Genomic DNA, 12,948 nt, shown 5'->3' with positions numbered 1-12,948 from the left:
CGAGAACGGCGGGCCCGCCGTGTCCGGTGAGCCCTCGGGGGCCCTGGAGCGCCGCGGCTCGGGCCGGCTGTCGACACGGACGGCGGGCACTCTCGACACGGCGGTCGAGGAGGAGACGGCGGTGGCACAGAAACCCGCCGCCGAGACGGAGCCGTCGGCGGAAGAGCCCGGCGACGGGTCCGGGCCGCCCACCGGCCGCAGGCGCCGCCCGCTGCGCACCTCGCTGCTCGTGCTGGTCGCGATAGCCGTGGCCGCGGCGGCGGGTCTCGCCGCCACCGGGGCGCTCGGCGGCGACGGCGAGGACTCCGCGGGCTCCGCGCCCTCCGGGCCGCCGGCGACGGCGAAGGTCGAGCGGACCACCCTGACCGACACCCAGACCGTCGACGGCAACCTCGGCTACGGCGACCCGACCGCCGTCCAGGCCCCGGCGGGCTCGTCCGGCGCGAGCGGCGACCAGTCCTCGGGCAGCGGACGGGCGGGGCAGGACTCCGCCAGTGGCAACGGCATCGTCACCTGGGTGCCCGAGGAGGGCGCCGTCCTCAAGCGCGGCGACACCGTCTACCGCGTCGACCAGCAGAAGGTCCCGCTCCTCTACGGCTCCTTCCCGCTCTACCGCACCCTGAAGTCGGGCACCGAGGGCGCCGACGTCGAGATGCTGGAGAAGAACCTCCGCGCGCTCGGCTACACCGGCTTCGACGTCGACGACACGTACAACTCCGCGACGGCCGAGGCGGTCAAGGAGTGGCAGGACGACCTGAACCGCAAGGAGACCGGCACGGTCGAGCCCGGCGACGCCCAGGTCGCCGACGGCGCCCGCCGCGTCGCGGACGTCAAGGCCTCGGCCGGCGCGGCCCTCAGCGGCACCCTGCTGACCTGGACCGGCACCGAGCGGACCATCGGCGTCGACCTGGACGTGCAGTACGAGGACCTGGTCGAGAAGGGCACGAAGGCCACGGTCAAGCTCCCCGACGACACCACGGTCCAGGCCGAGGTGACGGACGTCGGCACCCCCTCCACCGCCCAGGGCGACTCCTCGGGATCGGGCTCCGACGACTCCGGGTCCGGGAACTCCGACAGCAGCAAGGACCCCACCCTGCCCGTCGAGCTGAAGGTGAAGGACCAGAAGGGGCTCGGCCGCTACCAGGCCGCCGCCGTCGAGGTCACCCTGAAGGCCGAGACCCGCAAGGACGTCCTGGTGGTGCCCGTCAACGCGCTGGTGGCCCGGCAGGGCGGCGGCTACGCCCTGGAGGTCGTCACCGCCGACGGCACCGAGTACCGCCCGGTCAAGCTCGGCATGTTCGCCGACAGCAGGGTCGAGGTGTCCGGGACCGGCATCAAGGAAGGCACCGTCGTGGGGGTCCCCAAGTGACCTCGCAGACACCGGAACTGCCCGCACCGGCCCGGCCCGTGGTCGAACTGGCCGGGGTGTCCAAGACGTACGGGGACGTGGCCGCGCTGCGCGGCGCGGACCTGGTCATCCGGCGCGGCGAACTCCTCGCCATCGTCGGCCCCTCGGGGTCGGGCAAGTCCACGATGCTCAACATCATGGGCACCCTGGACCGCCCCACGGCCGGCCTGGTGCACATCGACGGCCACGACGTGGCCAAGCTCAGCGACCGCGAACTGTCCGCGCTGCGGGCCGGCACCATCGGCTTCGTCTTCCAGCAGTTCCACCTGTCGTCCGGCGTGTCCGCGCTGGACAGCGTCGCCGACGGCCTCCTGTACAGCGGCAGGCCGCGCGGTGTGCGCCGCCGCCTCGCCGAGCAGGCGCTGCGCCGGGTCGGCCTCGGCCACCGCCTCTACCACCAGCCGCACCAGCTGTCCGGCGGCGAGAAGCAGCGCGTGGCCATCGCGCGGGCCGTGCTCGGCGATCCGCCGCTGCTGCTCGCGGACGAGCCGACCGGTGCGCTGGACTCGCGCTCCGGCGCGATCGTGATCGAGCTGCTCCAGGAACTGCACGAGGCGGGGACGACGGTCGTCGTCATCACGCACGACCGGGACATCGCCGCGACGCTGCCCCGTGAGGTGCGGGTCAAGGACGGCCGCATCGAGCACGACTCCAGCGGCGCCGACGAGGGCACCGCCCGATCCCTGGTGCGAGAGGAGGCCGTGCGATGAGCGCGCCCCACGCGGTCGAGGAGCTGGAAAGGCCGCAGGACCCCGAGCCGCCGCGGCGGCCGAGGCCGGCCCGGATGAACCCGGCGGACGTGCTGCGGGTCGGCGGCTCCGGCCTGCGCTCCCGCCCGATGCGGGTGTTCCTCTCGGCGCTCGGCATCGCCATCGGCATCGCCGCGATGGTCGGCGTCGTCGGGATCTCCACGTCCTCCACCGAGGACCTCAACCGCAGGCTGGAGGCGCTCGGGACCAACCTCCTGACCGTCACCCCCGGCCAGTCCTTCACCGGCGGCGCCGCCCATCTGCCCGCCGAGTCGGTCGAGATGATCGGCAACATGAAGCACGTGGACTCCGTGTCCGCCATCGGCAAGACGAGCGCGAAGGTCTACCGCAACGACCGCACGCCCAAGCAGGAGACCGGCGGCCTCACGGTCTCCGCCGCCCGGACCGATCTGCCCGGGTCCGTCGGCGCCGAGATCGTCGACGGCCGCTGGCTGAACGCCGCCAACAGCCGCTACCCGACCACGGTCCTCGGCCCCAAGGCCGCCGAGCAGCTCGGCGTGCACCAGGCCGGACCGGACGTCAAGGTCTGGCTGGGCGGGCGCTGGTACACCGTCGTCGGCCTGCTCGCGCCCAACGAGCTCGTGCCGGCGCTCGACTCGACGGCCCTGGTCGGCTGGAAGGTCGCGGAGCAGGAACTGGGCTTCGACGGCTACCCCACCACCATCTACACGCGCGCCGAGGAGTCGTCCGTCAACGACGTGCAGAGCGTCCTGGGCGCCACCGCCAACCCGGAGGTCCCCACCGAGGCGACCGTCTCGCGGCCCTCCGACGCGCTGGCCGCCAAGGAAGCCACCGACGACGCCCTGAGCGGACTGCTCCTGGGCCTCGGCGGAGTGGCCCTGCTGGTGGGCGGCGTCGGCGTCGCCAACACCATGGTCATCTCCGTGCTCGAACGCCGCTCCGAGATCGGCCTGCGCCGTTCGCAGGGCGCGACCCGCGGCCAGATCCGCACCCAGTTCCTGGCCGAGGCCCTGCTCCTGTCCGCCCTCGGCGGCCTCGGCGGAGTCGTCCTCGGCATCGCGGTCACCGGCGGCTACGCCTCCTACCAGGGCTGGCCCTCCGTCGTCCCGCTGTGGGCGATGGCGGGCGGCGTGGGCGCCACGCTGGTCATCGGCGGTCTCGCCGGGTTCTATCCGGCCGTACGCGCGGCCAGGCTGCCTCCGACGGAGGCGCTGGCGACCACCTGAGGACTCTCCTGACGAGGACCGCCCGCGCGGTCCTCCGGGACCGCGGTGCTCCCGATGGAATCGTCCCCCGTGCCACGGGGGCACCGCGCCCGTCCGCGCCGCCCCCGGGCCGATCCCGGGCCGCGACGCGGGCGGGACCTCGTGCTGTCCGGCCCGCTCAGGCCGGTGACAGACCCGCCACGCGGGCCAGCCGCCGGAAGGAGTCGAGCAGGCCCTCGCGGTCGTACGTGCTCGTCGTGACCAGCACCTCCTGCGCGCCGCTCTCCTTGATCACCCGCTCCAGCTCGTCGGCGACCTGCTCCTCGGTGCCGTACACATGGCCGCGCAGCCCCGACTCGTAGAAGCCGCGCTCCTTCTCCGTCATCGTCAGGGACTCCACGCGCTCGGCCGGCGGCAGCGGCGGGAACGTGCCGTGCGTGCGGGAGTACGCCATCGACCAGGCCTCCGGTATCAGCAGCCGCCGCGCCTCCTCCTCGCTCCCGGCCACCGCGACGGTGCCCGCGACCACGACGTACGGCTCGGCCAGCCACGGCGAGGGCCGGAATCCGGCGCGGTACCGCTCGATGCCGGCCAGCATCTTCTCGCGGCCCCGGATGTCCCCGATGACCAGCGGGAGCCCCGCGTCGGCGGCGATCGTCGCGCCCTCGCCCACGGCCAGCACGTACGGCGGGACGGTCAGGCCCTCGGCGGGGCGGGCCCGCACCCCTGTCCCGGAGGTGCCGCGGAACCAACCGAGCAGCTCGGACAGTTGCGCCGCGAAGTCCTCGGCGTCGTGCTTGTCGCGCCCGAGCGCCTTGCGCACCCCGTCCGTGAACCCGACGGAACGGCCGAGCCCCATGTCGATCCGGCCCGGGAAGAGCGATTCGAGCACCCCGAACTGCTCGGCCACGATCAGCGACTGATGGTTCGGCAGCATCACCCCGCCCGTGCCGACCCGGATGGTGCGGGTGGCCGCCGCGACGGCCGCCGCGAGCACCGTGGGCGCGGACCCGGCGACGCCGGGCACTCCGTGGTGCTCCGAGACCCAGAAGCGCTCGTATCCGAGGGCTTCGAGCTCCTGGGCCAGGCGCACGGTGTCGCGCAGGGCCTCGGGACCGTCGTGCCCCTCACGGGTGCGCGAACGGTCGAGGACGGAGAACCGGGTCTGTTCGATCACTGAGCTCACGACAGGTTCAACGCCTGGGGCGCGCCAGGATTCCCGGTGCGCCGCGCGGACCGGGCGAGGGCGCTTCTACGCTGGTCACGTGAGCGACGACAAGAGACCCCTGGCCGTGTTCGACCTGGACGGCACCCTCGCGGACACCGCGCACCGCCAGCGCTTCCTGGAGGAGGAACCCCGCGACTGGGACGGGTTCTTCGCGGCGGCGCCCCAGGACCCGCCGCTGGCGCGCGGCGTCGCCCTGGCCCTGGAGAGCGCCGGGGAGTGCGAGGTCGTCTACCTCACCGGGCGCCCCGAGCGCTGCCGCGAGGACACGGAGGCGTGGCTGGCCCGGCAGGGCCTGCCGCGGGGCCGCGTCTGGATGCGGCGCGACCACGACCGGCGGCCCGCCTGCCGCACCAAGCTGGACGTCCTCAGGAACCTCTCCCGCAAGCGGGAGATCCGCATGCTGGTGGACGACGACGAACTGGTGTGCGACGAGGCGGAGCGGGCGGGCTTCCGGGTCGTACGGGCGCGGTGGGCGACGGCCTCGGAGGACCTCAAGGACGCGCAGGAGAGGGAAGGGCGTACGTGAGGCGACGCACCGGAGGAGGGGCGTACGGGGACCGGGACGTACCCGGGCCGGAGCCGCGCCTACGCGTCGTCCTCCAGCCGGAACCCCACTTTCAGGCCGACCTGGTAGTGCCGGATCTCCCCGTCCTCGATGTGCCCCCGCACCTGCGTCACCTCGAACCAGTCCAGTGAGCGCAGCGTCCGCGACGCACGCGCGATGCCATTGCGGATCGCCTGATCCACGCCCTCGTGGGACGTCCCGACGATCTCGGTGACCCGATACGTGTGGTTCGACATGGGAAAGTCCTCCCGGCCGTGACGACGGCGTGCGGTGACGCCGTGAGGTGACGTCATTCCACCGTGCCCCAGGCCACGCGGGCGCGCGAGGTGACGCAGGCCCCTTGACCGACTCATTGGTACAGACCAGAATCCAGCCATAACCCGTTCGAGCCACGTGCTCACCCCCCGCGTCGGGCTGCCCTTCCCTGTTCGCAGGCAGAAAGTGACCCACGTGAAGCCCCTCAGACGCGCCGCCATGCCCTTGGCCCTCGCTCTCTCCTCCACCGTCCTGCTCTCCGGGTGCGGCATGCTGCCCGGCGGTGACGACACCAGGACCGTGACCGTGTGGCTGATGCGGGGCAGCGCCTCGCCCGAGTTCGTCGAGCGGTTCACGAAGGACTTCGAGAAGGAGCACGGCGACATCGACCTGGACATCCGCGTCCAGGAGTGGACCGGCATCGGCGCCAAGGTGAAGAAGGCGCTCAAGCAGGAGGGCGGCGACGGTCCCGACGTCATCGAGGTCGGCAACACCCAGGTCGCGCAGTACGTCGACGAGGGCGGCCTGTACGACCTGACGCTGGAGTCCGCACGGGACCTCGGCATGGACGACTGGCTGCCCGGCCTCGCCGAGCCCGGGCGCTACAAGGGCGCCCAGTACGGCATCCCCTGGTACGCCGCCAACCGCGTCGTCATCTACCACAAGGAACTCTTCGAGGACGCCGGCATCACGCGCCCGCCGCGCACCCGCGAGGAGTGGATCGCGGACACGCAGAAGCTCGACGCGGGCGGCAACCAGGGCATCTATCTCGCCGGTCAGGACTGGTACACCCTCGCCGGGTTCATCTGGGACGAGGGCGGCGACCTCGCCAAGGAGACCAAGGAGTCGTCCGGCGACTGGCGCGGCAGCCTGCACTCGCCCCAGGCGCTGCGCGGCATGGAGTTCTACCAGCGTCTCCAGGCGCTCGGGAACGGCCCGCGCGACGCCGACGAGGAGCACCCGGCGCAGACCGGTGTCTTCGCGCGCGGCGACGTCGCCCAGATCATCGCGGTGCCCGGCGCGGCCCGCGCCATCGAGGAGAAGAACCCCGACCTGAAGGGCAAGCTCGGCTACTTCCCCGTCCCCGGCAAGACGGCGGGCAAGCCCGGCGCGGTCTTCACCGGCGGCTCCGACCTCGTCGTGCCCGACCGCAGCGACGACCACAAGGGCGCCGTCGAGGTGATCGAGGCACTGGCGGGCAAGAAGTGGCAGACCGACCTGGCGCGGACCATGAACTACGTCCCGAACAAGGCGAAGCTGGCCTCCGCCGTCGCCGGCGAGGAGGGCGCCGCGGCGATGGCCGTCGGTGCCGCCAACGGCCGGGCGACCCCCAACTCGCCGCGCTGGGCGGGCGTCGAGGCGGACAACCCCATCAAGGGCTACATGACGAAGGTCCTCACCGGCGGCGACCCGGCGACCGAGGCCCGCGACGCCTCGCGCCGGATCACCAGGGAGCTGTCCCTCGGCGGACTGTGACGGCGGCCCGGCCGGGGGCGGCGGGACAGCCACCGGCCGGGTCTTTCCCTCCGCGCCCGCCCGGCCTACTCCACCGTGCTCAGGGACAGCGCGAAGCGCCCCCTCGCGTCCGTCCACCAGTGCGTCAGCTTCAGCCCGGCGGCTGCCAGTTCGGTGCGTACGCCGTCCTCGCGGAACTTCGCGGAGATCTCCGTGCGCAGCTCCTCGCCCGCGGTGAAGTCGACCGTCATGTCGAGCGCGGGGATCTTCACCGTCTGATCGGCCGTCGAGCGCAGCCGCATCTCGATCCACTCCCGCTCGCGGTCCCAGACGGCGACGTGCTCGAAGGCGTCCTGGTCGAAGTCCGCGCCCAGCTCGCGGTTCATCACCGTGAGCACGTTCTTGTTGAACGCGGCCGTCACGCCCGCCCCGTCGTCGTACGCGGTGACCAGCACCGACTCGTCCTTGACCAGGTCCGTGCCGAGCAGCAGCGCGTCGCCGGGGGAGAGGAGCCCGCGGACGGAGGAGAGGAACGCGGCGCGCTCGGCGGGCAGCAGATTGCCGATCGTGCCGCCGAGGAACGCGATCAGCCGAGGCCCCGGCGTGCCCGGCAGCGCGAGCCCGCGGGTGAAGTCGGCGATCAGGGCGTGCACGTCGAGCGAGGGGCGCTGCGCGAGCAGGGTGTTCGCGGCGCCGGTCAGCGCGCTCTCGCTCACGTCGACGGGGACGTAGGTGTGCAGGGAAGCCAGGGCGTCGATCAGGTGGCGGGTCTTCGCCGAGGACCCCGAGCCCAGCTCGATCAGCGTGCGTGCGCCCGTCACCTCCGCGATGCGGGGGGACCGGTCGACCAGGATCTCCCGCTCGGCGCGCGTCGGGTAGTACTCGGGCAGCGTGGTGATCTCCTCGAAGAGGGCGCTGCCGCGCGCGTCGTAGAACCACTTGGGCGGCAGCGACTTCGGGGTGCGGGTCAGCCCGTGCAGCACGTCGGCGCGCAGCGCGGCGTCGGTGGCGTCCTCGGGCAGGGTGCGGGTCAGCAGGTACGGGCTCACGCAGGTGGCTCCTTGAGCGGTGTCAGCAGTACGTCGGTGCGGCTGGCGGCGAGCAGGGTGCGGTCGGGCACCTCGCGCCAGTGCGGGTCGTCGTCGTAGGGCTCGGAGGCGACGACGGTGCGGCGGCCGGGCTCCGCGAGGCACCAGAGCGTGTCGCCCCAGGTGGTCGCGGCGATCGTGTCGCCGTTGGTCAGCAGGAGGTTGAGGCGCGACCCCGGGGCCGCCTCCGCGACCTCCAGGACGGTGTCCGCGAGGGCCTGGCCCTCCTCGTCGCCGCGCCGCAGCCGGTGCAGGACGAGCGCCCACACCAGCGCGGAGTCGCAGCGAGCCTCCATCGAGAGCAGGTCCTCGGGCGGCAGGTCGCGGGTGAGCGGGGCGAGCGAGCGGGGCCAGCCCGCGACCGCGCCGTTGTGGCTGAACAGCCACGGCCCGGCGGCGAACGGCGCCGCCGCGGCCTCCCCGTCCGCACCCGCGACCGTCGCGTCGCGCACGGCGCCGAGCAGCGCGCCGGAGCGCACCACCCGGGCCAGGTCGGCGAACGACTGGTCGCCCCAGACGGGTCCGGTGCGGCGGTAGCGCGCCGGGACGGGGTCCCCCTCCGCGTACCAGCCCACGCCGAAACCGTCGGCGTTGACGGTGCCGTGCCGTTGCATGCGAGGCGCCCACGACTGGCGGTAGAGGCTGTGCGCCGGCTCCACCAGGAGGTCGCCGAGCGGCTGCGGCGGCCCCAGGTAGGCCAGATGACGGCACATCAGACACGCTCCGCGGTGTCGGCGGGACCGGCGTCCCGCGCCGTGCGGAACCCGGCGAAGATCTGCCGCCGCACGGGATGGTCCCAGTTGCGGAACGTGCCCCGGCAGGCCACCGCGTCGACGGAGAACGCGCCGCCGCGCAGCACCTTGTAGTCGCCGCCGAAGAAGACGTCGGAGTACTCGCGGTAGGGGAAGGCGGCGAACCCCGGGTAGGGCAGGAAGCCGGAGTCCGTCCACTCCCACACGTCACCGATCAACTGGCGCACGCCGAGCGGTGATTCGCCCGCCGGGTAGCTGCCCGCGGGCGCGGGACGCAGATGGCGCTGGCCGAGGTTGGCACGCTCGGGCGTGGGGTCCGCGTCGCCCCACGGGTAGCGCATCGACCGGTCGGCCACCGGGTCGTACCGCGCCGCCTTCTCCCACTCCTCCTCGCTGGGCAGCCGGCGGCCCGCCCAGCGCGCGTACGCGTCGGCCTCGTACCAGCTGACGTGCAGGACCGGCTCGTCGCCCGGCACCGGCTCGACCGTCCCGAAGTGACGGCGCAGCCACTGACCGCCCTCGCGCCGCCAGAACAGCGGCGCGACGAGCCCGTTCTGACGGACCATCGCCCAGCCCTCCGGGGCCCACCAGCGCTCCTCCTCGTAGCCCCCGTCGTCGATGAAGCGCTGGTACGCGGCGTTCGTCACCGGCGTGGTGTCGATGAGGAAGGGCGGGACGATGCGGTGGTGCGCCGGGCGTTCGTTGTCCAGCGCCCACGGCTCGGTGGACGTGCCCATCGTGAACGGGCCGCCGGGGACGAGGACGTCGGCAGGGCCGGTGAAGGGCTCGCCGCGCTCGGGGTCGGGTGCGGTGAGCGCGGTGGCGCCCGCGCGCAGCTGGTGCGTGATGAGCATGGTCTCGTCGTGCTGCTGCTCGTGCTGCGCGATCATCCCGAAGGCGAAGCCCGCGTCGGTGAGCGGAGTGCCGTGCAGGGGCGTGGTGGCGAGGACGTCGAGGGCGCGGCCCCGGACCTCGGCCGCGTAGCCGCGGGCCTCGGCGGGCGCGAGCAGCGGCAGGCTCGGCCGCTCGGCGCGCGGGTGCTCGAAGGCGTCGTAGAGCGGGTCGATCTCGGGCCGCATGGCGTCGCGGCCCGCGACCGCGCGCAGCAGCCACTGCTCCTCCTGGTTGCCGATGTGCGCGAGGTCCCAGACCAGCGGCGACATCAACGGCGAGTGCTGTGCGGTGAGTTCGGCCTCGTCCACGCACGTGGTGAGGAGGGTGGTGCGGTCGCGTGCGGCCAGGAGCGCGCTCAGCGCGCGCTCCCTCAGGGCCTCCGGGTCATCGGCGGTGGGGCCGGTCATCGGCGGGAGTCCTTCCCAGGTGCGGCATGAAGGCGTGGGGTGTCGCGCACGGCGTCGAGCAGGTCGTCGGCGGGGCAGCGGCCCGGCGCGACGTACTGGTCGGCGTAGGTGGCGACGGCGTCGCGCACGTCGGCGTCCGCGCCCATGCGGGGCAGCGCGGCGACGGCGGCGGCGAAGCAGGCGACGGCGGCCTCGCGCAGTTCGGGGTCGGCGGGGCCGTGGCGCGCCGCGTCCAGCCACAGCGGGCTGTGCGGCGCGGGCGGCGTGCCCGGGGGCCCGTCGCGCTCGGCGAGCGGCTTGACGGCGCGGTAGGCGGACTCCGCCGCCTCCGGGTCGTCGAACAGCGCGCTCGTCACGGCGAGCGGCACGATCCAGCCGTCCTCGCCGGGCTGCGCGTCGACCATGCGCAGTTCCAGGTGGCCGCGCGGGCGGACCGGCGGGAACAGCGTGGTCAGGTGGTAGTCGAGGTCGTCGCGGGTGGGCGGGCGCGGCGTGCCGCCGCGGGTCCAGGCGCGGAAGCTGAGCCCCTCGGGCACGCTCCAGGGACCCTCGTCGGGGCCTCTCTTGACACACATGACCGGCGCGTCGAGGGCGTGCCGGGTCCAGGTCTCGCGGGGCTCCCCGTCGAGCGGCGGGGCGCCGGATCTGCCGGGGTCGATGCCCGCCCACACGGCCTGCCGGGTGGACCGCCAGCCGGTGGGCCGCCCTTCCTGCAGCGGCGAGTTGGCGAACGCGGCGACCAGGACGGCGCCGAGCAGGTGCGCGAGGCGCCAGCGGCGCGCGTAGCCGAGCGGACCCGGTTCCTCGTACCCGGCGTCCAGGCAGATCTGGACGGACGCGGTGGAGCACATCATGCGGCGGCCCGCGGGGCCGCCGCGGTCGAGGCAGGACTCCAGGGCGTCGTAGCGGGGCTCGCGCAGGATCCGCGACGGCGGGCGCCAGGGGTCGGCGCCGAACCCGCTGAGGGTGAGGCGGCGTGAGCTCAACGCGTCGCGCACGGCGCGGAGATCGGCCCGCATGGCCGAGAGGAGGTCCGTCAGCGAGGCGGCGGGCAGCGAGCTGAGCTCCAGCTGGCCGCCGGGTTCGACGGTGACGGACGAGTTCAGGGGCAGGGCCCGCAGAGCGGCGTAGGCCTCTTCGAGGCGTGCGGTCGGCACGGGCAGGTGGGGCAGTCCGGGCTCGTGGACGAGCCACTCCAGTTCGACGCCCGTGGTGCGGGGCGGTCCGGTCTTGAAGCAGATGCCGCGGACCAGCGCCTCGACCTCCGCCTCGGACACCGTGTCACGCGCCTGGACGGACTGTGGCGCTCGGTGCTTCGTACAGTCTCCCTCGCACATGTCGGGGATTCCTTCCGTAGATGCTGCTCGTAACACCCAAAACCCTCCGGGGCGTTCGCACAAGAGTGCCCCTGGTGTCGTTCGCCCACCAGGTATTTCTGTTGCGCCGCCCGACACGCGCAGCTCACCATGCGTTCATGAACGACACGGGGGTGCGGGCATGAGCGCCCGGCTGCGCGCACAGGCGCAGGATACGGAGCGGATCGTCGCCGCGGGGGAGTATGCCGCGCCGGGCGGACGGACGGTGGTCATCGCCGACGCGGTGGCCGCGGCCCGCGCCGGCACCCGGCAGTTCGGGCCGGAGCCGGTACCCGTACCGGACCGCGCGCCCGTCCCCACCCGCTTCGAGGTCACGGGCGAGAGCAGCCTGGAGGCGGCCGCCCGGCTCACGGACGAGGACGCCTCACCGGTCGCGGTCCTCAACTTCTCGTCCGCGCGCAACCCGGGCGGCGGATACCTGAACGGCGCACAGGCGCAGGAGGAGGCCCTGTGCCGGGCCTCCGCGCTCCACGCCTGCCTGATCGGCGCCCGCGCGTTCTACGACCACCACCGCGCCGACCGCGACCCCTTCTACAGCGACCGCGTGATCCACTCGCCCGGTGTCCCGGTCTTCCGGGACGACCGCGGCCGGCTCCTCGACGCGGCGTACACCGTCGGCTTCCTGACGTCGGCGGCGCCGAACGCCGGGGTGATCCGCCGGCGGACCCCCGAGCGCACCGCCGACATCCCGGCCGCCCTGGCCGCGCGCGCCGAGCGGGTCCTGGAGACGGCGGCCGCGTGCGGGTACCGCCGCCTGGTGCTGGGCGCGTGGGGCTGCGGCGTCTTCATGAACGACCCCGCGCAGGTCGCGGGAGCCTTCCGGGCGCTGCTGGGCGAAGGCGGCCGGTTCGCCGGGCTGTTCGCGCACGTCGTCTTCGGCGTGCTCGACCGCACCAGGGGCGCGGTGACGCGCGGCGCCTTCGAGAGGGCGTTCGCCCGGGAGAGCGGGGCTGGTCAGCGCCAGCCGTAGCGCTCCTGGAGGCGGCGTACGACGAGGTTGAAGCGCATCCGGTCGAGCGCGCACGCCTCGCGCCGCATCCCGCGCTCGTGCACCCGCAGCACCCGGTCGACGTCCACCCACGAGTCGCGTCCCTCGCGGTCCCACGGCCCGCTCCCGATCGGCACCCACTCGCGGTCGTCGTCGTGCCGCTTGCTGGACAGCTGTACGGCGAGCAGCGTGCCGGAGTCCTCCCGGGCGACCACGAGCACCGGCCTGTCCTTGCCGCGCCCGTCGTTCTCCTCGAACGGCACGAACGTCCAGACGATCTCGCCCGGATCGGGGTCGCCGTCGTGCTCCGGCGCGTACTCGGTGCGGACCCGGCCCACGTCGCGCGGCTCGGCCTCGGTGGTCGCGGTGGGGCCGGAGCGGCCGGGCGTGTCGGACAGGTGCGGGTCATCGATGGAGGCAGTCACACGGGTCACCGTAGAGCCTGTCCGGCCCAATCCGGTGAGCGGGACCCCCTCGTGGACCGCAGGCTCGGTCCATGATCCTTCGACCACTGCGCACCCCCCGGATCCTCGTCGTCCTCGCCCTGGCCGGCGCGGTGCTCGCGCCGACGGCGGCCGGTTCCGCCGCCGCCCCGC

13 protein-coding genes are annotated in these 12,948 nt (G+C 73.8%); 6 read left to right on the top strand and 7 right to left on the bottom strand.

Features of this window, described 5'->3' with window-relative positions:
- Positions 1-19: 19 nt before the first annotated feature.
- From AOK22_RS35145 to AOK22_RS35135, 3 genes are read left to right on the top strand one after another with little or no spacing between them, the layout of a single operon-like run.
- Positions 20-1,369 (top strand): peptidoglycan-binding protein, encoded by a 1,350-nt coding sequence (locus tag AOK22_RS35145; protein WP_244165227.1) that lies wholly within the window; start codon positions 20-22, stop codon positions 1,367-1,369.
- Positions 1,370-1,386: 17 nt separating this feature from the next.
- Positions 1,387-2,118: an ABC transporter ATP-binding protein gene (locus AOK22_RS35140; protein ID WP_055702763.1), complete on the top strand. Its 732-nt coding sequence runs from the start codon at positions 1,387-1,389 to the stop codon at positions 2,116-2,118.
- Positions 2,115-3,365 carry an ABC transporter permease gene (locus tag AOK22_RS35135; RefSeq protein WP_055702762.1) on the top strand — a complete coding sequence of 417 codons (1,251 nt, stop codon included), beginning with the start codon at positions 2,115-2,117 and terminating at the stop codon, positions 3,363-3,365. Before AOK22_RS35140 ends, AOK22_RS35135 begins: the two co-directional genes overlap by 4 nt.
- 157 nt (positions 3,366-3,522) lie before the next feature.
- Here the strand turns inward: AOK22_RS35135 and AOK22_RS35130 are convergent, their stop codons facing one another.
- On the bottom strand, positions 3,523-4,530 hold the full coding sequence (locus tag AOK22_RS35130) for an MsnO8 family LLM class oxidoreductase (RefSeq protein ID WP_055702761.1): 1,008 nt from the start codon (positions 4,528-4,530) through the stop codon (positions 3,523-3,525).
- A gap of 79 nt (positions 4,531-4,609) precedes the next feature.
- Between AOK22_RS35130 and AOK22_RS35125 the strand changes: the two genes are divergently transcribed.
- Positions 4,610-5,098 (top strand): phosphatase domain-containing protein, encoded by a 489-nt coding sequence (locus AOK22_RS35125; RefSeq protein ID WP_055702760.1) that lies wholly within the window; start codon positions 4,610-4,612, stop codon positions 5,096-5,098.
- Positions 5,099-5,157: 59 nt separating this feature from the next.
- Here the strand turns inward: AOK22_RS35125 and AOK22_RS35120 are convergent, their stop codons facing one another.
- Positions 5,158-5,373: a dodecin gene (locus AOK22_RS35120; protein WP_055702759.1), complete on the bottom strand. Its 216-nt coding sequence runs from the start codon at positions 5,371-5,373 to the stop codon at positions 5,158-5,160.
- A gap of 238 nt (positions 5,374-5,611) precedes the next feature.
- On the opposite strand from AOK22_RS35120, the gene AOK22_RS35115 reads away from it, so the two are divergent.
- Positions 5,612-6,868, top strand: a complete 1,257-nt coding sequence (locus AOK22_RS35115; protein ID WP_055702758.1) for an extracellular solute-binding protein — start codon at positions 5,612-5,614, stop codon at positions 6,866-6,868.
- Between the two features lie 65 nt (positions 6,869-6,933).
- On the opposite strand, the gene egtD is transcribed toward AOK22_RS35115, so the two are convergent.
- From egtD to egtA, 4 genes are read right to left on the bottom strand one after another with little or no spacing between them, the layout of a single operon-like run.
- On the bottom strand, positions 6,934-7,896 hold the full coding sequence (egtD, locus tag AOK22_RS35110) for an L-histidine N(alpha)-methyltransferase (RefSeq protein WP_055702757.1): 963 nt from the start codon (positions 7,894-7,896) through the stop codon (positions 6,934-6,936).
- Positions 7,893-8,648 (bottom strand): ergothioneine biosynthesis protein EgtC, encoded by a 756-nt coding sequence (gene egtC / locus AOK22_RS35105; RefSeq protein WP_055702756.1) that lies wholly within the window; start codon positions 8,646-8,648, stop codon positions 7,893-7,895. The genes egtD and egtC overlap by 4 nt, the downstream gene beginning before the upstream one ends.
- Entirely contained in the window at positions 8,648-9,988 is a 1,341-nt protein-coding gene (gene egtB / locus AOK22_RS35100) for an ergothioneine biosynthesis protein EgtB (protein WP_055702755.1), read from the bottom strand. Before egtB ends, egtC begins: the two co-directional genes overlap by 1 nt.
- Positions 9,985-11,325 carry an ergothioneine biosynthesis glutamate--cysteine ligase EgtA gene (egtA, locus tag AOK22_RS35095; RefSeq protein WP_055702754.1) on the bottom strand — a complete coding sequence of 447 codons (1,341 nt, stop codon included), beginning with the start codon at positions 11,323-11,325 and terminating at the stop codon, positions 9,985-9,987. Before egtA ends, egtB begins: the two co-directional genes overlap by 4 nt.
- Before the next feature lie 160 nt (positions 11,326-11,485).
- On the opposite strand from egtA, the gene AOK22_RS35090 reads away from it, so the two are divergent.
- Positions 11,486-12,334 (top strand): TIGR02452 family protein, encoded by an 849-nt coding sequence (locus tag AOK22_RS35090; protein WP_055702753.1) that lies wholly within the window; start codon positions 11,486-11,488, stop codon positions 12,332-12,334.
- On the opposite strand, the gene AOK22_RS35085 is transcribed toward AOK22_RS35090, so the two are convergent.
- Positions 12,319-12,786, bottom strand: a complete 468-nt coding sequence (locus tag AOK22_RS35085; protein WP_208606487.1) for a type II toxin-antitoxin system PemK/MazF family toxin — start codon at positions 12,784-12,786, stop codon at positions 12,319-12,321. The two genes, AOK22_RS35090 and AOK22_RS35085, sit on opposite strands and share 16 nt — an antisense overlap.
- Positions 12,787-12,948: the final 162 nt, after the last annotated feature.

The sequence above is a fragment of the Streptomyces silaceus genome (assembly GCF_001419745.1).
Lineage (GTDB): Bacteria > Actinomycetota > Actinomycetes > Streptomycetales > Streptomycetaceae > Streptomyces > Streptomyces silaceus.
The sequence above is the reverse complement of the archived record's forward strand: the minus strand, read 5'-3'. Positions and strand labels throughout refer to the sequence as shown.